We start from the raw sequence: 24,342 nt of genomic DNA, 5'->3' as shown, positions 1-24,342 counted from the left end.
TCCGTTGCCAAAGAGTCGCCACCTTAGCAGTTTTTATTCATAGCGTCTGCTACGTGCGGGACGAGGTCGGGTGTACCAGGCAATGCTGCCTAACAATGCCCCGACCAGAGCCATAAATAAAAATCCGACCAGTGCCCCTAACCACTTTCCCGCGGTAGAGCCTAAATCGCTTTCAAATCCCGACACCGGGGCATCAGGGATCCGGCTCATCACCCAGATGTAACGCGCCATTGCCCAGACGAAATAGCCACACCATGTATAGAAAGCCCACAAAGCCAATTTGCCGCCAGGGCTGCGAGAGAGTCTCTCTTCCATCTTTGTCGAACCGTATTCCATTTTGAGATAACCCGGAAAATTCAGACTTAGTACTATTATGTGATAAAAGTCACATTTTTCCACATTGGATGAGCCAGTCAAGACTCAATCATTTTTTGAACAAATAGATAAATTTTGCGCAACGGCAATAATTACTGGAAAAACAGCAATAAAGATTTATTTATATCCTTGGTAATAGTTTTATTAATTCACCCAAACAATATATTAGCACTGAATACAATTATACCTTTTTTGATTTCTGTGTCATGATAACCCCGTTATTAGCCTTTTATCGTCTTGTTTATATTTTTTGGGCCGGCATGATGCCGGCTTTTTTTATACCTTCATTAATGTGCGCGTGATCACGCCTGCCGTTTGGCGCAACAATCATTGATACTCCCTATCTTTCCATTCAACTCATAACATATTGATATACATTTATAATTTTCATGGATGTTTATATTTAGAATTCATAATTCTGAATTATATTAAATAGATTAGAAACATTTTGAAATCTTTTAAATACATTTGTTACACGCAATCTTTAAAATAAAATGAACTTCATAGAATAGTATCCAAATGTGCTTTTTTTTTGGATAACGGCACTTATTGATATATTCATGAAGATTATAATCACAAGGGAATACATAATGAAAAGAAAAGTTCTGGCAATGCTGGTCCCAGCGTTATTAGTTGCTGGCGCAGCAAATGCGGCTGAAATTTATAATAAAAATGGCAATAAACTGGATCTGTACGGAAAAGTTGATGCTCGTCATACTTTTTCCGATAACCCTGGCGATGACGGCGATGAAACTATCATCGAGTTAGGCTTCAAAGGTGAGACCCAAATTACAGATCAGTTAACTGGTTATGGTCAAGCACTGACCAAAACAAAGGCTAGCGACACTGAAGGTTCTGATAATACTTATGTCAAACTTGCTTTTGCAGGTCTGAAGTTCGGCGAGATGGGCTCCTTTGACTATGGTCGTAACTATGGTGTGATTTACGACGTTGAAGCCTGGACAGATATGCTTCCTGTATTCGGCGGCGACTCCTATACCTGGACTGATAACTTCATGGCAGGCCGTGCAAATGGGGTAGCTACTTACCGCAATAGTGATTTCTTCGGTCTGGTGGAAGGTCTGAACTTTGCATTGCAGTATCAAGGTAACAACGAAGGCAGCAATGCAGGAGAAGATCAAGAAGGTACTAAAAATGGTCACGAAGACGTTCGCTTCCAGAACGGTGATGGTTTTGGTCTTTCCACTTCATATGACTTTGACTTCGGTTTGAGCTTAGGTGCCGCTTACTCAAACTCTGACCGTACCAATTCTCAAGTAGCTCTTGGCGGGTATCACTACAATGAATACAGCAAATTTGCTGGTGGTGATACAGCTGAAGCATGGACATTTGGTGCAAAATACGACGCCAACAATGTTTATCTTGCAATGGGTGATGCTGCCAACTTACTGATTTAGTATATGATGGTGTTTTTGAGGTGCTCCAGTGGCTTCTGTTTCTATCAGCTGTCCCTCCTGTTCAGCTACTGACGGGGTGGTGCGTAACGGCAAAAGCACTGCCGGACATCAGCGCTATCTCTGCTCTCACTGCCGTAAAACATGGCAACTGCAGTTCACTTACACCGCTTCCCAACCCGGTACGCACCAGAAAATCATTGATATGGCCATGAATGGCGTTGGATGCCGGGCAACTGCACGCATTATGGGCGTTGGCCTCAACACGATTTTACGTCACTTAAAAAACTCAGGCCGCAGTCGGTAACCTCGCGCATACAGCCGGGCAGTGACGTCATCGTCTGCGCGGAAATGGACGAACAGTGGGGCTATGTCGGGGCTAAATCGCGCCAGCGCTGGCTGTTTTACGCGTATGACAGTCTCCGGAAGACGGTTGTTGCGCACGTATTCGGTGAACGCACTATGGCGACGCTGGGGCGTCTTATGAGCCTGCTGTCACCCTTTGACGTGGTGATATGGATGACGGATGGCTGGCCGCTGTATGAATCCCGCCTGAAGGGAAAGCTGCACGTAATCAGCAAGCGATATACGCAGCGAATTGAGCGGCATAACCTGAATCTGAGGCAGCACCTGGCACGGCTGGGACGGAAGTCGCTGTCGTTCTCAAAATCGGTGGAGCTGCATGACAAAGTCATCGGGCATTATCTGAACATAAAACACTATCAATAAGTTGGAGTCATTACCCTTGCAATGATGTATGCTGAAACCCGCAATATGACACCATATGGTAATGTGGGTATCGCAAATAAAACCCAGAACTTTGAAGCTGTAGCACAGTATCAGTTCGATTTTGGTCTGCGCCCATCTCTTGCATATGTTTATTCAAAAGGCAAAGACCTCGGCGGTAACGACTATAACAACAATGGTCATCAAGAGTATGTTGATCAGGATCTGGTCAACTATGTTGAAATTGGAGCGACCTACTATTTCAATAAGAACTTCTCAACATATGTTGACTATAAAATAAACTTGTTGGATAAAGATGACGATTTCTATGACAACAATGGCATCGCAACAGATGACGTTGTTGGTGTGGGCTTAGTCTACCAGTTCTAATCAGCCAACGTGCTGCGGCGTGTTACTGTAAAACTAAACACTAGCCTGAGTTCGTCCCTCATCGAATTCAGGCTTTTTTATTGGCATTTCATCTCCATCTGCGGCACACGCAATTGCCAATGCATATCGATACAGCACCTTACCCTGCCCCTCCTGGCACAATAACATCAACCAGCGACTCTTCAAACCAACACCCAAATGCATTTCTTTATGAATTAATCCGTAACAAACACGCTTCCCATATAGAAATATTTGCAAAAATAGTGCATGAAATAATCTTTTCTCTACCAATCCGCGATATAAATATTCATCAGTACCACAATATTTCACAGCACTAAATCTCTCCCCGCCGCCCCGTACCTTTGATAATGGTCTAAAATCATTGAGGCCACTTGCGACGACGTTGCTCAATAAGGAAAATTTGGCGTGAATAATATTCAACACCAGTGCAGCATCATCATTACATACTTACACCCGCCGACTACCGCTTTCGATATATTGACTCAATTTTCCAGACTGGTTAAAAATAGCGACCAGCTCAGTCGCAAATATAGTGACTACCCTAACTAAGCAACAATAAGGAATACACTATGACTGTTCAAACAAGTAAAAATCCGCAGGTCGATATTGCTGAAGATAATGCATTCTTCCCTTCAGAATATTCGCTTAGCCAATATACCAGTCCCGTCTCTGATCTTGATGGCGTGGACTATCCAAAACCGTATCGCGGTAAGCATAAAATTCTGGTGATCGCCGCGGACGAACGTTATTTGCCAACCGATAACGGAAAACTGTTCTCGACCGGTAACCATCCGATTGAAACGTTGCTGCCGTTGTATCATCTCCATGCTGCTGGTTTCGAATTCGAAGTGGCGACCATTTCCGGTCTGATGACCAAGTTTGAATACTGGGCTATGCCGCACAAAGATGAAAAAGTAATGCCATTCTTTGAGCAGCATAAATCGTTGTTCCGCAATCCGAAGAAACTCGCGGATGTTGTCGCCAGCCTCAACGCTGATAGCGAATATGCAGCAATCTTTGTTCCTGGTGGTCATGGCGCACTTATTGGTTTACCAGAAAGCCAGGACGTAGCTGCTGCTTTGCAGTGGGCAATCAAAAATGACCGTTTTGTTATCTCCCTTTGCCACGGCCCGGCGGCTTTTCTGGCGCTTCGCCACGGCGATAACCCACTGAATGGTTATTCCATTTGCGCATTCCCAGACGCCGCAGACAAACAAACGCCAGAGATAGGCTATATGCCGGGTCATCTCACCTGGTACTTCGGCGAAGAGCTGAAGAAAATGGGCATGAACATTATTAATGACGACATCACCGGGCGAGTACATAAGGACCGTAAAGTTCTCACCGGCGACAGTCCTTTCGCAGCGAATGCGTTGGGTAAACTGGCGGCGCAGGAAATGCTGGCAGCTTATGCGGATTAATCCCTGTTACGTTTGAATGTAAACGCATAATCAATCGCAGCCACGTTAATACTCACGACGTGGCTGCGTTTTTTCATGGTTGATTTATGGCGTACTGAAGCCCTATGTTAATTTCTTTGCGGTAACATAATCCGGAACACATTATGCTTATTGAGATAGTGATACGTAGCACTTCCCCCATGTAATTCGGCAATCGCTTTGACTAAAGAAAGACCAAGTCCCTGACCTACGGAATGACGCGAATTATCTCCCCGCCAAAATCTACGGAAGAGTTTTTCAGGCTCATGAATTTTCGTTCCAGGACTGGCGACATCAATATTAAGATAGCCGTTGGTATCAAGAAAACTGGTTATATGAATACGCGATTTTTCTGGTGAATATCTAATGGCATTAACAATAAGATTCGATAACATTCGTTGCAGTAAAATTTTATCCGCAAAGATTTGCTGATTGCACTCGACCTTAAAGCAAATCTCTTTCTCGTCTGAAAGGTATTCAAGATAATCCAACAAATTTTCGACTTCCTTATTGAGAGAAAGCGAGTCCAGTTTCACCAAAACATTGTTTTTATCTGCCCGGGCAAGAAACAGTATGTTCTCTGTTAACCGCGAAATATTTTCCAGCTCTTCAATGTTACCGGCAATTGTTTTTTGATATTCAGCGATACTTCTGGTTTGACTGAGCGTAACCTGATTCTGACCCAGTAATGCATTAATGGGCGTTCTAAGTTCATGAGCGAGATCGTCAGCAAATTGACTTAGACGCTCAAAATCTTTGACTAAAGCATGATGCATTTTATTCAACGCCTGCCCAAGAGGTTTTAGTTCTCTCGGTAATGCGCTAACCTCAACAGGCTCCCGGCTATCGTTATAATTCAGCGCTTCCGTTACACCACTCAACTTTTTGATCTCTCGTAATCCCGTTCTGATTAACAGCGGACTTAATACTGAGCAAAGTACAATGGCGACAATGCAAATTATAATGCTATTAATTTTATACTGTTCAAGCATGTTATGTCTGGCTGAAGCCAATTTAGCCACAGTAACCGTTAATGATGGCGAAACTTCATCAATATTAATTCGTAAAGCATCAATCTCAGTATCATTAATAATGCTTCTGTAAATGCCAGCTGCGCTGATTGTCTCACTAGCAGGTATGTTATTTAACATGTCATCACTGACATTTGTCCGGTTAACAATTTTATTGATGCCATCACCATGAATGATCAAGATATCCTGACTAACATCCATCATCCGGTTAAAGTATACAGGTAACGTATCTGGATTTACCCCATCAATTAACAACTGCTTGATCTGTGCTGTCCGGTTAATGAGTGTTGTATCATCGCGCCATTTCAACTCACTTGCCAGGCCATTATAGAGAGTCCAGACAATTCCAGCGCCAGCAACAGACAGCAGCAATATAAAAAGCAAGGTTAAACGGACGGTTATAGATAATCTTTTCATTATTTTTTTACCGCTACGAATGAATAGCCCATCCCCCGGATTGTGGCGATTAGCTTTTCAGGAAAAGGATCATCAACTTTTGCGCGGAGCCTGCGAATGGCGACATCCACCGTATTGGTATCACTATCAAAGTTGATTCCCCAAATTTCACTCGCAATAACCGTTCTGGGTATAATTTCGCCAGCTCTGGAGGCCAGTAGCCAAAGTAACTGAAACTCCTTGCGCGTCAGTGTAATACTGATATTGTTCCTGCTCACACTTTGACTTACAGAGTCCATTCTTAAGCCACTGATTTCTAATGTTGAATTCAAAGCGTGATGTTGCCTTAATTGTGCCCGAACCCTTGCCAGCAACTCAGAAAATGAAAAAGGTTTTACCAGATAATCATTTGCTCCACTGTCCAGCCCTCTGACTCTGTCATCGACAGAATCCCTTGCAGTAAGGCAAATAACAGGGGTTTGCTTTGCTGTTCTTAACGTTTGTAAGATCTGCCAGCCATCCATACCCGGAAGCATAATATCCAGAATGATCAATGCATAATCATCCTTCAGCGCAAGATAAAGCCCATCTCTGCCATCAGAAACGGCATCAATGACATAACCCGCTTCGGAAAGCCCCTGCGTTACCCACTCCTGGGTCCTTTGATTATCTTCAATAAGTAAAATCTTCATGAAAATAATATGCCATAAATCATATGTTATAGAAACAGCCTAGTTCATTACAAAATTGTAATGCTGCTGTAAGGTTACCCTGGCCGCTTTTTCGCTATCCTCAAAACTCATTCACATGACAAGGATATAAACATGTTAAAGCGTTATTTAGTACTCTCCGTAGTAACGGCAGCATTTTCATTACCTTCTTTGGTTTATGCCGCACAACAAAACATTCTTAGCGTGCACATTTTGAACCAGCAAACCGGAAAACCCGCTGCCGACGTGACAGTCACTCTTGAAAAGAAAGCGGACAACGGCTGGTTACAACTTAATACCGCCAAAACAGATAAGGATGGACGAATTAAGGCACTGTGGCCCGAGCAAACTGCAACTACGGGCGATTACCGTGTCGTATTTAAAACCGGGGACTATTTCAAGAAACAAAATCTTGAAAGTTTCTTCCCTGAGATCCCCGTTGAATTTCATATTAATAAAGTGAACGAGCATTATCATGTGCCTTTATTACTTAGCCAATATGGGTATTCAACCTATCGTGGCAGTTAATGCATAAATATGTAAAAGCAGATCTCTGCTACTGTTAGGGAGGACACTCCCTGACAGATTAACAGTAAACGGCTCTTGCTGGCTAACGACAAAAAAGTGTGATGGCTTATGAAAAAGAATCAATTTTTAAAAGAATCAGATGTTACGGCCGAGTCGGTATTCTTTATGAAGCGTCGACAGGTGTTAAAAGCACTGGGCATCAGCGCAGCTGCACTTTCTTTGCCTCACGCTGCGCATGCCGATCTGCTTAGCTGGTTTAAAGGGAACGATCGCCCGCCCGCCCCCGCCGGAAAACCGCTGGAGTTCAGCAAGCCTACCGCCTGGCAAAATAATCTGCCACTGACGCCAGTAGATAAAGTCTCCGGTTATAACAACTTCTATGAATTCGGGCTGGATAAAGCCGATCCCGCCGCTAATGCTGGTAGCCTGAAAACCGATCCATGGACACTGAAAATCAGCGGCGAAGTGGCAAAACCATTGACCCTCGATCACGATGATTTAACCCGTCGCTTCCCGCTGGAAGAGCGTATTTATCGTATGCGCTGCGTGGAGGCATGGTCGATGGTGGTGCCGTGGATTGGTTTTCCGCTGCACAAATTGCTGGCGCTTGCCGAACCCACCAGCAATGCGAAGTATGTCGCTTTCGAAACAATTTATGCACCGGAACAAATGCCAGGCCAGCAGGACCGCTTTATCGGCGGCGGGCTGAAATATCCTTATGTCGAAGGATTGCGTCTCGACGAAGCAATGCATCCGCTCACACTGATGACCGTGGGTGTTTATGGCAAGGCGTTACCGCCACAAAATGGCGCGCCGGTACGACTGATTGTGCCGTGGAAATATGGCTTTAAAGGGATTAAATCGATAGTCAGTATTAAGCTGACCCGCGAGCGTCCGCCAACCACCTGGAATCTGGCAGCGCCTGACGAATACGGTTTTTACGCCAACGTTAATCCGCATGTTGATCACCCGCGCTGGTCACAGGCTACCGAACGATTTATTGGTTCAGGCGGCATCCTCGATGTTCAGCGCCAGCCAACGCTACTGTTTAATGGTTACGCCGACCAGGTGGCATCGCTGTATCGTGGCCTGGATTTGCGGGAGAATTTCTGAATGCGTCTGACAGCAAAACAGGTGACATGGCTGAAAGTTAGCCTGCATCTTGCCGGATTGTTGCCGTTTCTCTGGCTGGTCTGGGCGATCAATCACGGTGGACTGGGTGCCGATCCGGTGAAAGATATTCAGCATTTTACCGGTCGCACTGCACTGAAATTTTTGCTGGCGACCTTGTTAATCACACCTCTGGCACGCTACGCAAAACAGCCGTTATTGATACGCACTCGCCGCCTGTTAGGCTTATGGTGCTTTGCCTGGGCGACACTGCATTTAACCAGTTACGCATTGCTGGAGCTGGGCGTGAATAATCTGGCGTTATTAGGCAAGGAGTTAATTACCCGGCCTTATTTAACGTTAGGAATTATCAGCTGGGTTATTTTGCTTGCTTTAGCGTTTACTTCAACCCAGGCGATGCAGCGAAAACTCGGCAAGCACTGGCAACAGTTGCATAATTTCGTCTATCTTGTCGCGATCCTGGCCCCAATACATTATCTGTGGTCAGTGAAGATTATTTCACCGCAGCCGCTCATCTACGCTGGGCTGGCTGTACTGCTTTTAGCCTTACGGTATAAGAAGTTGCGTTCCCTTTTTAAGCGGTTACGCAAGCAGGTTCACAACAAATTATCTGTATAACTTCATATTGCCGACAAAGTACGCGTTATCCCTGCCGGATGTGGCGCGAGCGCCCTGTCCGGCCTGCGCAGATCACATCAGGTTATGTTTCGTTTGTCATCAACCTCAAATTATCAACATAATTCATTTTATTTCAATAAGATAGATAAGTACACCTGAGAAAACTATGCTCTCATCTCCTAAGAGTTGTTGCATTTTGCCATATGTTACAATATAACATTACACATCATATACAATGACTCTGGAGGAAACTGTTTTGGCAATTCGTCTTCACAAACTGGCTGTTGCTTTAGGTGTCTTTATTGTTAGCGCTCCTGCCTTTTCGCATGGTCATCACTCACACGGCAAACCCTTAACAGAGGTCGAACAAAAAGCTGCTAATGGTGTTTTTGATGATGCCAATGTACAAAACCGAACGCTCAGTGACTGGGATGGAGTCTGGCAATCCGTTTATCCTTTACTGCAAAGTGGCAAACTTGACCCCGTCTTTCAGAAGAAAGCGGATGCAGATAAAATTAAAACATTTGCTGAAATTAAAGATTATTATCACAAAGGTTATGCAACAGATATCGAGATGATTGGCATTGAGGACGGCATTGTTGAATTCCATAGAAATAATGAAACAACATCCTGTAAATATGATTACGATGGATACAAAATACTCACCTATAAATCAGGCAAGAAAGGCGTTCGTTACTTATTCGAATGTAAAGATCCTGAAAGCAAAGCCCCTAAATATATACAATTTAGCGATCATATAATTGCACCACGAAAATCATCTCATTTTCACATTTTTATGGGTAATGATTCACAGCAATTTTTATTAAATGAAATGGAAAACTGGCCAACGTATTATCCATATCAGTTGAGTAGCGAAGAAGTGGTCGAGGAAATGATGTCTCATTGAGTATTCTCATGATAACGCCTCGATGCCGCTTTAGTAAGTCATCATAACTGCCACTGGTCCATCCACAAACGCCACTGAACGCAAGCTAGCTACAGACACGCTCATCACTATGACGTGTCTGTATATTAATAAGCTAACCCGCATTGAGTTAACCAATAACGGATTCCATACACAATACGGCCAACAGAGAAAGATACCTGTGCTCACGCCATTGCTTATATTGGCTGGTTACAATGTGCACTATCAATTTTTTAAATAACAAATTCTTAAAACCACATCTGTATAAGGAATTTTTAAGGTTCGTGGGATAGCTTGACTGTAAAAATTACAGGAGCTACAAAAATGAACCGATTCTCAAAAACTCAAATTTATTTACATTGGATAACGCTGCTTTTCGTTGCAATAACCTATGCCGCGATGGAACTCCGTGGCTGGTTTCCTAAAGGTAGTAGTACTTATCTGCTGATGCGAGAAACACATTACAATGCGGGTATATTCGTTTGGGTGTTAATGTTTTCACGCCTGATTATAAAACACCGTTATAGTGATCCTTCTATTGTACCACCGCCACCTGCCTGGCAAATGAAAGCGGCTTCGCTAATGCACATCATGCTTTATATAACCTTCCTTGCACTTCCTCTGCTGGGGATTGCTTTGATGGCTTACAGTGGAAAATCGTGGAGTTTCCTTGGTTTCAATGTGTCTCCCTTTGTTACCCCAAACAGCGAAATTAAAGCACTGATAAAAAATATTCACGAAACCTAGGCAAATATAGGTTACTTTTTAATCGCAGCTCACGCTGGCGCAGCACTCTTTCATCACTACATTCAGAAAGATAATACTCTGTTACGAATGATGCATCGCCGCAAATAAGTCGATCCCCTGACAAGGAAATGTGAACCATGTACATCAACGCGTCATAAATGTTTACGCAAGTGCACAATGCATCCTTTCTACTATCAACAAGGAGGAGCAGAAACTGTGTAAATCGTACAATGGTAAGACTTATCAAAAATACAGGTTAATTTTGGTATTTAAACCTTTTTTACTTGTTAGTATGATACAAAGGCTTTCAAAAAAGCTGGGAAATTCAACAACTCTTGGAAATTATGGACTTTGTCCCGCGGCTTTAATCTGACGGCCGCGTTCCTTTTTTGACTCAATTATTGACCCCTTCTCTACGCAACTTCAGTTCCCACCACCAACTTTGCGGCAGTTTCATAGGATGAATGTCTAAAAGAATAATGGTGAGCGATAAGAAAACGACTGAATAACTGCACATTTTCGCTCGAAAGCTTCCTGTCAGATCCATAGCGAATCAAGTGCTGAATGTCACAGTATCGAACAGAAAACAGTGACGATCTAACCCTTCAAGAATATTCTACAATTGTTCTGTTTAGGAAAAGCAAGGCGGGAAGTCAGGAGATAAGTCATTGATAAAGTGGCGGAGAGAGGGGGATTTGAACCCCCGGTAGAGTTGCCCCTACTCCGGTTTTCGAGACCGGTCCGTTCAGCCGCTCCGGCATCTCTCCGTTCAGATGGTTGCCATGATGCCAGGAAATTTGGCATTTTAACAGTCCCTGTCCGTGCAATTTTGTTCAAGTGACGAGTTTGCGAGCAAAACGATGATTAAGTGGCCCTGGAAAGTACAAGAATCAGCACATCAAACTGCCCTTCCCTGGCAGGAAGCACTATCGATCCCCCTTTTAACGGGTCTGACGGAACAGGAACAAAGCAAATTAGTCACTCTTGCCGAACGTTTTTTACAGCAAAAGCGGCTTGTTCCTTTACAGGGCTTTGAACTGGATTCATTAAGAAGCTGCCGGATAGCACTTCTATTTTGCCTACCCGTTCTGGAGTTAGGACTGGAATGGCTGGATGGTTTTCATGAAGTCTTAATTTATCCTGCGCCATTTGTGGTCGATGATGAATGGGAAGACGATATCGGTCTGGTGCATAACCAACGTATTGTTCAGTCAGGTCAGAGCTGGCAGCAAGGGCCTATCGTTTTGAACTGGTTGGATATACAAGATTCTTTTGATGCATCTGGTTTTAACCTGATTATTCATGAAGTCGCTCATAAGCTGGACACCCGTAACGGCGATCGCGCCAGCGGAGTTCCCTTTATTCCGTTGCGTGAGGTTGCTGGCTGGGAACACGATCTTCATGCTGCAATGAACAACATTCAGGAAGAAATCGAATTGGTTGGCGAGAATGCGGCGAGCATTGATGCTTATGCAGCCAGCGATCCTGCTGAATGTTTTGCCGTACTTTCTGAATATTTCTTTAGCGCCCCAGAACTTTTTGCTCCTCGTTTCCCTTCATTGTGGCAACGTTTCTGCCAATTTTATCAACAAGATCCTTTGCAGAGACTGCATCACGCTAATGATACAGACTCGTTTTCGGCGACGAATGTTCATTAATTAACAACTTTGCAGATTAATTAACCAATTGAAATGACTTATGAAATTTAGTGTTGACAGACAAGGTACCGCTAAGTAATATGTGCCCCGTTCACACGATTCCTCTGTAGTTCAGTCGGTAGAACGGCGGACTGTTAATCCGTATGTCACTGGTTCGAGTCCAGTCAGAGGAGCCAAATTCTAAAAATTCGCTTTTTTAGCGCAATGTCACTGACCTTAGTTGAACATTGTTTTTTAACGGATAGCGGGTTTTTAACACCTTAAGCGCCCTCGACCTTTATGGTTGAGGGCGTTTTGCTATGAACGCCATCACCATTTTCCCCTCGATTATAAAACTTGAGTTATTCAGTAGTCTCCCCTCTTGCAACTCACACCCAAAACTGCCTAACGAAAAGTTATTAATTTTCAATCGTATTGCTATCAGTATTTACATTTTTTCGCTGTGCTAGAAAGGGCGCATTTATGTTAGCTCGTTCAGGGAAGGTAAGCATGGCTACGAAGAAGAGAAGTGGAGAAGAAATAAATGACCGACAAATATTATGCGGGATGGGAATTAAACTACGCCGCTTAACTGCGGGTATCTGTCTGATAACTCAACTTGCGTTCCCTATGGCTGCGGCAGCACAAGGTGTGGTAAACGCCGCAACCCAACAACCAGTTCCTGCACAAATTGCCATTGCAAATGCCAATACGGTGCCCTACACCCTTGGAGCGCTGGAATCGGCCCAAAGCGTTGCCGAACGTTTCGGTATTTCGGTGGCTGAGTTACGCAAACTCAACCAGTTTCGTACGTTTGCTCGAGGTTTTGATAATGTCCGCCAGGGTGATGAACTGGATGTCCCGGCACAAGTTAGTGAAAAAAAATTAACCCCGCCGCCGGGTAATAGCAGTGACAACCTCGAGCAACAGATAGCCAGTACTTCACAGCAAATCGGGTCTCTGCTCGCCGAAGATATGAACAGCGAGCAAGCGGCAAATATGGCGCGTGGATGGGCCTCTTCTCAGGCTTCAGGCGCAATGACAGACTGGTTAAGCCGCTTCGGTACCGCAAGAATCACGCTGGGCGTGGATGAAGATTTTAGCCTGAAGAACTCCCAGTTCGATTTTCTCCATCCGTGGTATGAAACGCCTGATAATCTCTTTTTCAGTCAGCATACTCTCCATCGTACTGACGAGCGTACGCAGATTAACAACGGCTTAGGTTGGCGTCATTTCACTCCCACATGGATGTCGGGCATCAACTTCTTTTTCGACCACGATCTTAGCCGTTACCACTCCCGCGCCGGCATTGGCGCGGAGTACTGGCGCGACTATCTAAAATTAAGCAGTAACGGCTATTTGCGACTGACCAACTGGCGCAGCGCACCTGAACTGGACAACGATTATAAAGCACGCCCGGCCAATGGCTGGGATGTACGCGCAGAAAGCTGGCTACCCGCCTGGCCGCACCTTGGCGGTAAACTGGTCTATGAACAGTATTATGGCGATGAAGTGGCCCTGTTCGATAAAGACGATCGGCAAAGTAATCCTCATGCCATAACCGCTGGACTTAACTATACCCCCTTCCCGCTGATGACCTTCAGCGCGGAGCAACGCCAGGGTAAACAGGGCGAAAATGACACCCGTTTTGCCGTCGATTTTACCTGGCAACCTGGCAGCGCAATGCAGAAACAGCTTGACCCGAATGAAGTCGCTGCACGGCGTAGCCTTGCAGGCAGCCGTTATGATCTGGTGGATCGCAACAACAATATCGTTCTGGAATATCGCAAAAAAGAACTGGTTCGCCTAACCCTGACAGACCCCGTGACAGGGAAGTCAGGAGAAGTGAAATCACTGGTTTCGTCGCTACAAACCAAATATGCCCTGAAAGGCTATAACGTCGAAGCCACCGCACTGGAAGCTGCCGGTGGCAAAGTGGTCACAACGGGTAAAGATATTCTGGTTACCCTGCCGGCTTACCGGTTCACCAGTACGCCAGAAACCGATAACACCTGGCCGATTGAAGTCACCGCCGAAGATGTCAAAGGCAATTTGTCGAATCGTGAACAGAGCATGGTGGTCGTTCAGGCACCTACGCTAAGCCAGAAAGATTCCTCGGTATCGTTAAGTACCCAAACATTGAACGCGGATTCCCATTCAACCGCCACACTGACTTTTATTGCGCATGATGCAGCAGGTAATCCTGTTGTCGGGCTGGTGCTCTCGACGCGTCACGAAGGTGTTCAGGACATCACCCTTTCTGACTGGAAAGATAATGGTGACGGAAGCTATACCCAGATCCTGACCACAGGAGCGATGTCTGGCACGCTGACGCTGATGCCACAGCTGAATGGTGTGGATGCGGCTAAAGCCCCCGCCGTGGTGAATATCATTTCTGTTTCGTCATCCCGAACTCACTCGTCAATTAAGATTGATAAGGACCGTTATCTCTCCGGCAATCCTATCGAGGTGACGGTAGAACTGAGAGATGAAAATGACAAACCTGTTAAGGAACAAAAACAGCAACTGAATAACGCAGTCAGCATCGACAACGTGAAACCAGGAGTCACTACAGACTGGAAAGAAACCGCAGATGGCGTCTATAAGGCGACCTATACCGCCTATACCAAAGGCAGTGGACTTACTGCGAAGCTATTGGAATGAAGATTTGCATACCGCTGGATTTATCATCGACGCCAACCCGCAGTCAGCGAAAATTGCGACATTATCTGCCAGCAATAATGGTGTACTCGCCAATGAGAATGCAGCAAACACCGTCTCGGTCAATGTCGCTGATGAAGGAAGCAACCCAATCAATGATCATACCGTCACGTTTGCGGTATTAAGCGGATCGGCAACTTCCTTCAACAATCAAAACACCGCAAAAACGGATGTTAATGGTCTGGCGACTTTTGATCTGAAAAGTAGTAAGCAGGAAGACAACACGGTTGAAGTCACCCTTGAAAATGGCGTGAAACAAACGTTAATCGTCAGTTTTGTCGGCGACTCGAGTACCGCGCAGGTTGATCTGCAGAAGTCGAAAAATGAAGTGGTTGCTGACGGCAATGACAGCGCCACAATGACCGCGACCGTCCGGGATGCAAAAGGCAACCTGCTCAATGACGTCATGGTCACTTTCAATGTTAATTCAGCAGAGGCGAAACTGAGCCAAACCGAAGTGAATAGCCACGACGGGATCGCCACAGCTACGCTGACCAGTTTGAAAAATGGTGATTATAGGGTTACGGCCTCTGTGAGCTCTGGTTCCCAGGCTAATCAACAGGTGAATTTTATCGGTGATCAAAGTACTGCTGCCCTGACCCTCAGTGTGCCTTCAGGTGATATCACCGTCACCAACACAGCTCCGCAACATATGACTGCAACCTTGCAGGATAAAAATGGCAACCCACTAAAAGATAAAGAAATCACCTTCTCTGTGCCAAACGACGTCGCAAGTAAGTTCTCGATTAGCAACGGAGGAAAAGGCATGACGGATAGTAACGGGGTTGCAATCGCCTCCCTGACCGGCACGTTAGCGGGCACGCATATGATCATGGCTCGTCTGGCTAACAGCAATGTCAGCGATGCACAGCCAATGACGTTTGTGGCGGATAAAGACAGAGCGGTTGTCGTTTTGCAAACATCGAAAGCGGAAATCATTGGGAATGGCGTGGATGAGACAACTCTGACAGCAACAGTGAAAGATCCGTCGAATCATCCGGTGGCGGGGATAACGGTAAACTTCACCATGCCACAGGACGTTGCGGCAAACTTTACCCTTGAAAATAACGGTATTGCCATCACTCAGGCCAATGGGGAAGCGCATGTCACGCTGAAAGGTAAAAAAGCGGGCACGCATACGGTTACCGCAACGCTGGGTAATAACAATACCAGTGATTCGCAGCCGGTAACATTTGTGGCGGACAAAGCCTCGGCTCAGGTTGTCCTGCAGATATCAAAAGATGAGATCACAGGTAATGGCGTCGATAGCGCAACGCTAACTGCAACGGTTAAAGATCAGTTCGACAATGAGGTGAATAATCTTCCGGTAACATTCAGCTCAGCCTCTTCAGGACTCACCCTGACCCCGGGAGTAAGTAATACCAATGAGTCTGGCATCGCGCAGGCCACTCTCGCAGGCGTTGCCTTTGGTGAGCAGACGGTCACTGCATCACTGGCTAATAATGGTGCCAGCGACAACAAAACTGTGCATTTTATTGGCGACACAGCGGCGGCAAAAATTATCGAGTTGACGCCTGTCCCAGACAGCATAATCGCCGGTACCCCGCAGAACAGCTCCGGCAGCGCCATCACCGCCACAGTCGTTGATAATAATGGCTTTCCGGTGAAAGGTGTGACTGTGAACTTCACCAGCAGAACAAACTCTGCCGAAATGACGAATGGCGGCCAAGCCGTAACGAACGAACAGGGTAAGGCTACCGTCACTTATACCAATACCCGCTCCTCGATAGAATCAGGAGCGAGACCGGATACCGTTGAGGCCAGTCTGGAAAATGGTAGCTCCACGCTTAGCACATCAATTAATGTCAACGCTGATGCGTCTACGGCACATCTCACCTGGCTACAGGCACTTTTTGATACAGTCTCCGCAGGCGAGACAACCAGTCTGTATATTGAGGTGAAGGATAATTACGGCAACGGTGTCCCCCAGCATCAGGTGACCCTCAGCGTTTCACCAAGTGAAGGCGTGACCCCCAGTAATAACGCTATATATACTACCAACCACGACGGCAATTTTTACGCAAGCTTTACCGCTACAAAAGCCGGGGTTTATCAAGTGACGGCAACCCTCGAAAATGGCGATTCGATGCAACAAACAGTGACCTATGTGCCGAACGTCACGAATGCCGAAATCACGCTGGCAACCTCGAAGGATCCGGTGATTGCCGACAATAACGATCTCACGACACTAACAGCAACAGTCGCTGATACAGAGGGCAATGCGATAGCCAACACTGAAGTAACATTTACTCTGCCGGAAGATGTTAAGGCGAACTTCACGCTGAGCGATGGCGGTAAAGCGATTACTGATGCTGAAGGCAAAGCGAAAGTCACGCTGAAAGGTACAAAAGCAGGCGCTCATACTGTTACAGCATCGATAACTGGCGGTAAGAGTGAGCAGTTGGTGGTGAACTTTACTGCGGATACGCTCACTGCGCAGGTTAATCTTAACGTTACCGAGGACAATTTTATCGCTAATAACGTCGGGATGACCAGGCTGCAGGCAACAGTGACTGATGGAAACGGCAACCCGTTAGCCAATGAGGCGGTGACATTCACGCTACCGGCAGATGTGAGCGCAAGCTTTACTCTCGGACAAGGCGGTTCCGCCATTACTGACATCAACGGCAAGGCTGAAGTTACACTGAGCGGTACAAAATCCGGCACCTACCCCGTGACAGTTAGCGTGAACAATTATGGTGTCAGTGATACGAAACAGGTGACTTTGATTGCCGATGCTGGTACCGCAACACTAGCCTCCTTAACCTCTGTATACTCATTCGTCGTCAGCACGACCGAGGGCGCGACCATGACTGCAAGCGTCACTGACGCTAACGGCAACCCGGTAGAAGGCATAAAAGTTAATTTCCGCGGAACCTCCGTCACGCTAAGCAGCACCAGCGTTGAAACGGATGATCGGGGTTTCACTGAAATTCTTGTGACAAGCACCGAAGTCGGACTGAAAACAGTTTCAGCCTCTCTGGCAGATAAACCTACTGAAGTCATATCGCGATTACTGAATGCAAAAGCAGATATTAATTCTGCAACGATTACCAGTCTGGAGATACCTGAAGGTCAGGTCATGGTCGCACAAGACGTAGCAGTTAAAGCTCACGTCAACGACCAGTTTGGCAACCCGATTCTTAATGAATCTGTAACATTCAGTGCAGAGCCACCAGAGCACATGACCATCAGCCAAAATATTGTCTCTACTGATACGCATGGTATAGCCGAGGTCTCCATGACGCCCGAAAGAAACGGTTCGTATATGGTGAAAGCATCCCTGGCGAATGGAGCCTCACTTGAGAAACAACTGGAGGCTATTGATGAAAAACTGACACTCTCGGCGTCCAGCCCGCTTATCGGTGTCAATTCCCCAACAGGTGCAACTCTGACGGCAACGCTAACTTCTGCAAATGGCACTCCAGTGGAGGGTCAGGTCATCAACTTTAGCGTAACGCCAGAAGGTGCGACGTTAAGTGGCGGAAAAGTGAGAACTAACTCTTCTGGTCAGGCTCCAGTCGTTCTGACCAGCAATAAAGTCGGTACATATACGGTGACTGCATCGTTCCATAACGGCGTAACAATACAGACACAGACAACCGTGAAAGTCACTGGCAACTCAAGCACCGCCCATGTTACTAGCTTTATCGCTGATCCATCGACTATCGCCGCCACCAACAGTGATTTAAGTACCTTAAAGGCAACGGTTGAGGATGGCAGTGGTAACCTGATCGAAGGTCTCACTGTGTACTTTGCCTTAAAAAGCGGCTCTGCCACATTAACGTCATTAACAGCGGTGACCGATCAAAACGGAATCGCGACAACAAGCGTGAAAGGAGCGATGACAGGTAGCGTCACGGTAAGCGCAGTCACGACCGCTGGTGGAATGCAAACAGTAGATATAACGCTGGTGGCAGGCCCAGCAGACGCCTCAAAGTCAGTCCTTAAGAACAATCGGTCATCATTGAAAGGAGACTTTACCGATAGTGCTGAGCTACATCTTGTTCTGCACGATATATCAGGCAATCCGATCAAAGTTTCTGAAGGGCTGGAATTTGTACAGTCAGGTACCAACGTGCCCTATGTGCAAGTTAGTGCAATTGACTACAGTAAAAATTTCTCAGGCGAGTACAAAGCCACTGTTACAGGAGGCGGAGAGGGTATCACAACGCTGATCCCTGTATTGAATGGTGTTCATCAAGCTGGTCTGAGTACCACAATACAATTCACTCGCGCAGAAGACAAAATAATGAGCGGTACAGTATCAGTCAATGGTACTGACCTACCGACAACTACATTCCCTTCGCAGGGGTTCACCGGGGCGTATTATCAGTTGAATAATGACAACTTTGCCCCAGGAAAAACGGCGGCTGATTATGAGTTTTCAAGCTCTGCCTCCTGGGTCGATGTTGATGCTACCGGTAAAGTGACATTTAAAAATGTCGGCAGCAATTCGGAAAGGATTACGGCGACACCAAAATCAGGAGGCCCTAGCTATGTATACGAAATCCGTGTGAAGAGTTGGTGGGTGAACGCCGGCGAGGCTTTCATGATATACAGCCTTGCTGAAAATTTTTGCAGCAGCAATGGCTACACGCTCCCCAGAGCAAACTATTTAAACCACAGTAGTTCCCGAGGCATCGGGTCACTGTACAGTGAATGGGGAGATATGGGGCATTACACGACTGAAGCTGGTTTTCAATCAAATATGTATTGGTCATCTAGTCCCGCAAACTCAAGCGAACAATACGTAGTTTCCCTGGCAACAGGTGATCAAAGCGTATTTGAAAAGCTTGGGTTTGCTTATGCGACATGTTATAAAAACCTCTGATTTTCCGTTATAATTTCTTAAAGAGTGCTCCATTCGGAGCTCTCTTTTTTACATTCCCTCTATAGAGCTTGCCCTTCTCTCACAGAAAATGAATAAATAAAAATGCGGCACCGCCAGAATTGCGTTCGATGTGACTATGATCGTATCCGGTGAGTACTGCTTTGATTCAAAGGCTGGTTTTCTGTGATGATTGACCAGCCTCAGAGTATTGATGACACCACCGTTCATAACAGATCGGCATTACTATGCATAAGTACTGTCTCATATTCTCGCCAAAACACTTTTTAATGCCTTTGCGAATTCATCCAGACTTATATTGTCAATTTTTTGCCCAACGACGACTGACTCCGAGACATCGGCCATTGCGGGCCATCGCGTTTTGTAATCAGCATAAATTGCAACAACAGGGGTATTATAGGCACTTGCCATATGTAATATTGAGGTGTCAGGAGTTATTGCGATATAAGCATCTTTTATGATTGCTGCTGAACGTTTAATCGAGGGTGGTAAGGATAAACGGTAGACATTATTATAACAATCCACTAATGCCCTGGCTTTATCTTCACCTTTGGGTCCATGAACGATCACTATTGGTATATCTGTTTCACTTTGAATTTTTGCTATTAGATTTTCTGCAATCGATAATGAAAATGTACGTTCCTGCGAGCTACCTTCTAAATTGAACGCAATGTAAGATCCTAACGATCGCATTTCCTCGCGCACCTCATCGAGTACATCCTCACTTAGTGGCAATTCATATATTGGCCTGACTGCTGGAAAACCCGCCTCACGCATCATAAATGCCCATGTCATAGGTACGGGAGCCCGGAGTTTCTGATCCATACGGGACGCGTTCTTGCACAAAGGGGAGTAGCAATTCATGGTTATACCAACAACCTGAAAATTCGTTTTTGCTTTCAACTGACTGATAAATAACATCGTTTTCAGGTTCTTTTTACGCATCCCCTCAATACAAAGATCCGGCGTACCGTATTGCTGTGTTATGTTCTTTGCTAAATCTTTTATTTCTTTTAATGTTGCGTGATCCTGCATAGTCATTGTGACTAATGTTAATTTAGTCTGTTCAAGTTTAAGCGCATTAAAGACTTCTAAATTAATTGTCGACGTTACAATTAAAAGATGCTTAATTTTATGCAATTCAAGCGCCCGAATAACAGGAAAGATGGCCATAGCATCGCCAATCTGATCGGGAATATGGATGACAACAAAGTCTGTTTTTTCAATATTGAAATTATAAGCTTTATAATCGTAGTAACTAAATGCAATACGTCTCAACAATGATGCTAAAAACATACCTAACCTCGCCTCCCTACTGGTTATAATGCAATGCAGTCTATCAGACTCATCAGGGTGCCATTTTGTGCATATGCGGACTTTTATGTTTCATATCTCTAACCTGTGGGTCCTCTGCTTAATCCTTAAACAACACCAGCAACTCCTGCGCTTTCATCTTCCATCGAATTTTTCATGTTGCCGCTAATCAGCCATAAAATCATTTGCAGATGCGCTCTGTCGAGGTAGTCTCATAAGGTTCGTTTATAGATCGACGGCAATGTGAGTTACCTTTTCCATACTAATTATAAAAAGACAGTACAAACAGGATCATTATGGACTCCACGCTCATCTCCACTCGTCCCGATGAAGGGACGCTTTCGTTAAGTCGCGCCCGACGAGCTGCGTTAGGCAGCTTCGCTGGTGCCGTCGTCGACTGGTATGATTTTTTACTCTATGGCATCACCGCCGCACTGGTGTTTAATCGCGAGTTTTTCCCGCAAGTAAGCCCGGCGATGGGAACGCTCGCCGCATTTGCTACCTTTGGCGTCGGATTCCTTTTCCGTCCGCTCGGCGGTGTCATTTTCGGTCACTTTGGCGACCGACTGGGACGTAAGCGCATGTTAATGCTGACCGTCTGGATGATGGGCATCGCGACAGCCTTGATTGGTATTCTTCCTTCATTCTCGACCATTGGGTGGTGGGCACCTATTTTGCTGGTGACACTGCGTGTCATTCAGGGATTTGCCGTCGGCGGCGAATGGGGAGGCGCGGCGTTGCTTTCCGTTGAAAGTGCACCGAAAAATAAAAAAGCCTTTTACAGTAGCGGTGTACAAGTTGGCTACGGTGTAGGTTTACTGCTTTCAACCGGACTGGTTTCATTGATCAGTATGATGACGACTGACGAACAGTTTTTAAGCTGGGGCTGGCGCATTCCTTTCCTGTTTAGCATCGTACTGGTACTGGGAGCATTGTGGGTGCGCAATGGCATGGAGGAGTCCGCGGAATTTGAACAACAGCAACATTATCAAGCTGCCGCGAAAAAACGCATCCCGGTTATCGAAGCGCTGTTACGACATCCCGGTGCTTTCCTGAAGATTATTGCGCTACGACTGTGCGAATTGCTGACGATGTACATCGTTACTGCCTTTGCACTTAATTATTCAACCCAGAATATGGGGCTACCGCGCGAACTTTTCCTTAATATTGGTTTGCTGGTAGGTGGATTAAGCTGCCTGACAATTCCCTGTTTTGCCTGGCTTGCCGATCGTTTTGGTCGCCGTAGGGTTTATATCACAGGTGCGTTAATCGGAACGTTGAGCGCATTTCCTTTCTTTATGGCGCTTGGTGATGCTGCCAACTTACTGATTTAGTGTATGATGGTGTTTTTGAGGTGCTCCAGTGGCTTCTGTTTCTATCAGCTGTCCCTCCTGTTCAGCTACTGACGGGGTGGTGCGTAACGGCAAAAGCACTGCCGGACATCAGCGCTATCTCTGCTCTCACTGCCGTAAAACATGGCAACTGCAGTTCACTTACACCGCTTCTCAACCCGGTACGCACCAGAAAATCATTGATATGGCCATGAATGGCGTTGGATGCCGGGCAACTGCACGCATTATGGGCGTTGGCCTCAACACGATTTTACGTCACTTAAAAAACTCAGGCCGCAGTCGGTAACCTCGCGCATACAGCCGGGCAGTGACGTCATCGTCTGCGCGGAAATGGACGAACAGTGGGGCTATGTCGGGGCTAAATCGCGCCAGCGCTGGCTGTTTTACGCGTATGACAGTCTCCGGAAGACGGTTGTTGCGCACGTATTCGGTGAACGCACTATGGCGACGCTGGGGCGTCTTATGAGCCTGCTGTCACCCTTTGACGTGGTGATATGGATGACGGATGGCTGGCCGCTGTATGAATCCCGCCTGAAGGGAAAGCTGCACGTAATCAGCAAGCGATATACGCAGCGAATTGAGCGGCATAACCTGAATCTGAGGCAGCACCTGGCACGGCTGGGACGGAAGTCGCTGTCGTTCTCAAAATCGGTGGAGCTGCATGACAAAGTCATCGGGCATTATCTGAACATAAAACACTATCAATAAGTTGGAGTCATTACCTGGCAATTGGTGAGCTAAGCGTTATATCGGGATGGAATAAGATGCGGGTTTTTATTATTTGTTATGCCGGGCATTAGACTTTAACAATAACGGGAAATCTGAACTGCCCGGAGTTTACCGTGAATTTCCAACAACTAAAGATAATCCGCGAGGCTGCACGTCAGGATTACAACCTGACAGAGGTTGCGAATATGCTTTTTACCTCACAGTCCGGCGTCAGCCGTCATATTCGGGAACTGGAGGATGAACTTGGCATCGAAATATTTGTTCGACGAGGTAAGCGACTGCTGGGCATGACTGAACCGGGCAAAGCATTACTGGTCATTGCAGAACGTATTCTGAATGAAGCCAGTAATGTTCGTCGGCTTGCAGACCTGTTTACCAACGATACGTCTGGCGTTCTCACTATTGCAACGACGCATACTCAGGCACGTTATAGCTTGCCAGAGGTCATTAAAGCTTTTCGCGAACTTTTCCCGGAGGTTCGGCTCGAGCTAATCCAGGGGACGCCACAGGAAATTGCGACGTTGTTGCAAAATGGCGAAGCTGATATTGGTATCGCCAGCGAGCGTTTGAGTAATGACCCGCAGCTCGTCGCCTTCCCGTGGTTTCGTTGGCACCATAGTTTGCTTGTTCCACTCGATCATCCCTTAACGCAAATTACACCATTGACGCTGGAATCAATAGCGAAGTGGCCGTTAATCACTTACCGACAGGGGATTACGGGGCGCTCACGTATTGATGACGCATTTGCCCGCAAAGGTTTGCTGGCAGATATTGTATTAAGTGCGCAGGATTCTGATGTCATTAAAACCTATGTTGCTCTTGGGCTTGGGATCGGATTAGTTGCCGAACAATCCAGCGGCGAACAAGAGGAAGAGAATTTAATCCGTCTGGATACGCGGCATCTTTTCGATGCTAATACTGTCTGGTTGGGACTGAAGCGAGGACAACTTCAGCGTAACTATGTCTGGCGCTTTCTGGAACTTTGTAATGCAGGACTGTCAGTTGAGGATATCAAGCGGCAGGTGATGGAAAACAGTGAAGAGGAAATTGATTATCAGATATAGCAAAAAGCCCGCTATAAAAGCGGGCTTTTCAGAAATTTGGCTCCTCTGACTGGACTCGAACCAGTGACATACGGATTAACAGTCCGCCGTTCTACCGACTGAACTACAGAGGAATCGCTGTTGAGGCACATCTTAACGGCGAAAAATCTTTTGTCAAACCCGATTTTTAAATTCCCCAACTGTTTGCCGTTTCTATCAAC

The 24,342-nt window shown here is 46.0% G+C and carries 14 protein-coding genes, 3 tRNA genes and 5 pseudogenes; 15 read left to right on the top strand and 7 right to left on the bottom strand.

Going from position 1 to position 24,342, the window contains the following annotated elements; translation table 11 throughout:
* Nucleotides 1-33: 33 nt before the first annotated feature.
* Nucleotides 34-315 carry a cell division protein DrpB gene (gene drpB, locus C1P89_RS04185; RefSeq protein WP_001297704.1) on the bottom strand — a complete coding sequence of 94 codons (282 nt, stop codon included), beginning with the start codon at nt 313-315 and terminating at the stop codon, nt 34-36.
* Nucleotides 316-965: 650 nt separating this feature from the next.
* On the opposite strand from drpB, the pseudogene C1P89_RS04180 reads away from it, so the two are divergent.
* The 3 genes and pseudogenes from C1P89_RS04180 to C1P89_RS04170 form a co-directional block, all read left to right on the top strand.
* Nucleotides 966-1,766: pseudogene (locus C1P89_RS04180) on the top strand (porin); the annotation flags it as partial.
* A gap of 55 nt (nt 1,767-1,821) precedes the next feature.
* Nucleotides 1,822-2,519, top strand: a protein-coding gene (locus tag C1P89_RS04175) for an IS1-like element IS1A family transposase (protein ID WP_094096600.1) whose coding sequence is annotated in 2 segments (ribosomal slippage) — nt 1,822-2,071 and nt 2,071-2,519 — 699 coding nt in all. Because the reading frame shifts where the segments join, the coding sequence is not laid out codon by codon here.
* Between the two features lie 9 nt (nt 2,520-2,528).
* Nucleotides 2,529-2,906: pseudogene (locus tag C1P89_RS04170) on the top strand (porin); the annotation flags it as partial.
* Nucleotides 2,907-2,939: 33 nt separating this feature from the next.
* Here C1P89_RS04170 and C1P89_RS25765 read toward each other — a convergent pair.
* Nucleotides 2,940-3,350, bottom strand: a complete 411-nt coding sequence (locus tag C1P89_RS25765) for a hypothetical protein (protein WP_001325374.1) — start codon at nt 3,348-3,350, stop codon at nt 2,940-2,942.
* 146 nt (nt 3,351-3,496) lie between these two features.
* Between C1P89_RS25765 and hchA the strand changes: the two genes are divergently transcribed.
* Nucleotides 3,497-4,348, top strand: a complete 852-nt coding sequence (gene hchA / locus C1P89_RS04160) for a glyoxalase III HchA (RefSeq protein ID WP_000218213.1) — start codon at nt 3,497-3,499, stop codon at nt 4,346-4,348.
* Between the two features lie 107 nt (nt 4,349-4,455).
* Here hchA and hprS read toward each other — a convergent pair whose 3' ends face one another.
* Nucleotides 4,456-5,814: a two-component system sensor histidine kinase HprS gene (gene hprS, locus C1P89_RS04155; RefSeq protein WP_000826740.1), complete on the bottom strand. Its 1,359-nt coding sequence runs from the start codon at nt 5,812-5,814 to the stop codon at nt 4,456-4,458.
* The gene (gene hprR / locus C1P89_RS04150; protein WP_000698221.1) at nt 5,814-6,485 is read right to left on the bottom strand and encodes a response regulator transcription factor HprR; all 672 of its coding nucleotides are present in this window, start codon (nt 6,483-6,485) and stop codon (nt 5,814-5,816) included. Before hprR ends, hprS begins: the two co-directional genes overlap by 1 nt.
* 132 nt (nt 6,486-6,617) lie before the next feature.
* Here hprR and hiuH point away from each other — a divergent pair, with 132 nt between their 5' ends.
* The 5 genes and pseudogenes from hiuH to C1P89_RS04125 all read left to right on the top strand — a co-directional run bounded on the left by hiuH (nt 6,618) and on the right by C1P89_RS04125 (nt 10,560).
* Complete coding sequence (gene hiuH / locus C1P89_RS04145; RefSeq protein WP_000920132.1) at nt 6,618-7,031, top strand: hydroxyisourate hydrolase; 414 nt, start codon at nt 6,618-6,620, stop codon at nt 7,029-7,031.
* A gap of 108 nt (nt 7,032-7,139) precedes the next feature.
* On the top strand, nt 7,140-8,144 hold the full coding sequence (gene msrP / locus C1P89_RS04140) for a protein-methionine-sulfoxide reductase catalytic subunit MsrP (RefSeq protein ID WP_000740103.1): 1,005 nt from the start codon (nt 7,140-7,142) through the stop codon (nt 8,142-8,144).
* Nucleotides 8,145-8,780: a protein-methionine-sulfoxide reductase heme-binding subunit MsrQ gene (msrQ, locus tag C1P89_RS04135; protein ID WP_001240104.1), complete on the top strand. Its 636-nt coding sequence runs from the start codon at nt 8,145-8,147 to the stop codon at nt 8,778-8,780. It abuts the gene before it with no gap.
* A gap of 256 nt (nt 8,781-9,036) precedes the next feature.
* On the top strand, nt 9,037-9,687 hold the full coding sequence (zinT, locus tag C1P89_RS04130; RefSeq protein WP_001007755.1) for a metal-binding protein ZinT: 651 nt from the start codon (nt 9,037-9,039) through the stop codon (nt 9,685-9,687).
* Between the two features lie 342 nt (nt 9,688-10,029).
* A pseudogene (locus tag C1P89_RS04125) lies at nt 10,030-10,560 on the top strand (cytochrome b).
* A gap of 569 nt (nt 10,561-11,129) precedes the next feature.
* On the opposite strand, the gene C1P89_RS04120 reads toward C1P89_RS04125, so the two are convergent.
* Nucleotides 11,130-11,219: transfer RNA gene (locus C1P89_RS04120), tRNA-Ser, on the bottom strand.
* A 93-nt stretch (nt 11,220-11,312) separates the two neighbouring features.
* Between C1P89_RS04120 and mtfA the strand changes: the two genes are divergently transcribed.
* The 3 genes and pseudogenes from mtfA to yeeJ all read left to right on the top strand — a co-directional run bounded on the left by mtfA (nt 11,313) and on the right by yeeJ (nt 19,665).
* Nucleotides 11,313-12,110: a DgsA anti-repressor MtfA gene (gene mtfA, locus C1P89_RS04115; RefSeq protein WP_001392298.1), complete on the top strand. Its 798-nt coding sequence runs from the start codon at nt 11,313-11,315 to the stop codon at nt 12,108-12,110.
* A 100-nt stretch (nt 12,111-12,210) separates the two neighbouring features.
* Nucleotides 12,211-12,286 (top strand) — tRNA-Asn (locus tag C1P89_RS04110).
* A gap of 313 nt (nt 12,287-12,599) precedes the next feature.
* Nucleotides 12,600-19,665: pseudogene (yeeJ, locus tag C1P89_RS04105) on the top strand (inverse autotransporter adhesin YeeJ).
* A 261-nt stretch (nt 19,666-19,926) separates the two neighbouring features.
* On the opposite strand, the gene C1P89_RS04100 reads toward yeeJ, so the two are convergent.
* Entirely contained in the window at nt 19,927-20,979 is a 1,053-nt protein-coding gene (locus tag C1P89_RS04100) for a glycosyltransferase family 9 protein (RefSeq protein WP_000477900.1), read from the bottom strand.
* A gap of 314 nt (nt 20,980-21,293) precedes the next feature.
* Here C1P89_RS04100 and shiA point away from each other — a divergent pair.
* From shiA to cbl, 3 genes and pseudogenes are all read left to right on the top strand, one after another.
* Nucleotides 21,294-22,304 (top strand): annotated as a pseudogene (gene shiA / locus C1P89_RS04095) (shikimate transporter); the annotation flags it as partial.
* 55 nt (nt 22,305-22,359) lie between these two features.
* Nucleotides 22,360-23,057, top strand: a protein-coding gene (locus tag C1P89_RS04090; protein WP_094096600.1) for an IS1-like element IS1A family transposase whose coding sequence is annotated in 2 segments (ribosomal slippage) — nt 22,360-22,609 and nt 22,609-23,057 — 699 coding nt in all. Because the reading frame shifts where the segments join, the coding sequence is not laid out codon by codon here.
* A 134-nt stretch (nt 23,058-23,191) separates the two neighbouring features.
* Entirely contained in the window at nt 23,192-24,142 is a 951-nt protein-coding gene (gene cbl / locus C1P89_RS04085; RefSeq protein WP_001011017.1) for an HTH-type transcriptional regulator Cbl, read from the top strand.
* A 37-nt stretch (nt 24,143-24,179) separates the two neighbouring features.
* On the opposite strand, the gene C1P89_RS04080 is transcribed toward cbl, so the two are convergent.
* A tRNA-Asn gene (locus C1P89_RS04080) sits at nt 24,180-24,255 on the bottom strand.
* Between the last annotated feature and the right edge of the window lie 87 nt (nt 24,256-24,342).

Source organism: Shigella sonnei (genome assembly GCF_002950395.1).
Taxonomy (GTDB): domain Bacteria; phylum Pseudomonadota; class Gammaproteobacteria; order Enterobacterales; family Enterobacteriaceae; genus ECMA0423.
This window is presented reverse-complemented; position numbering and strand designations above follow the sequence as displayed.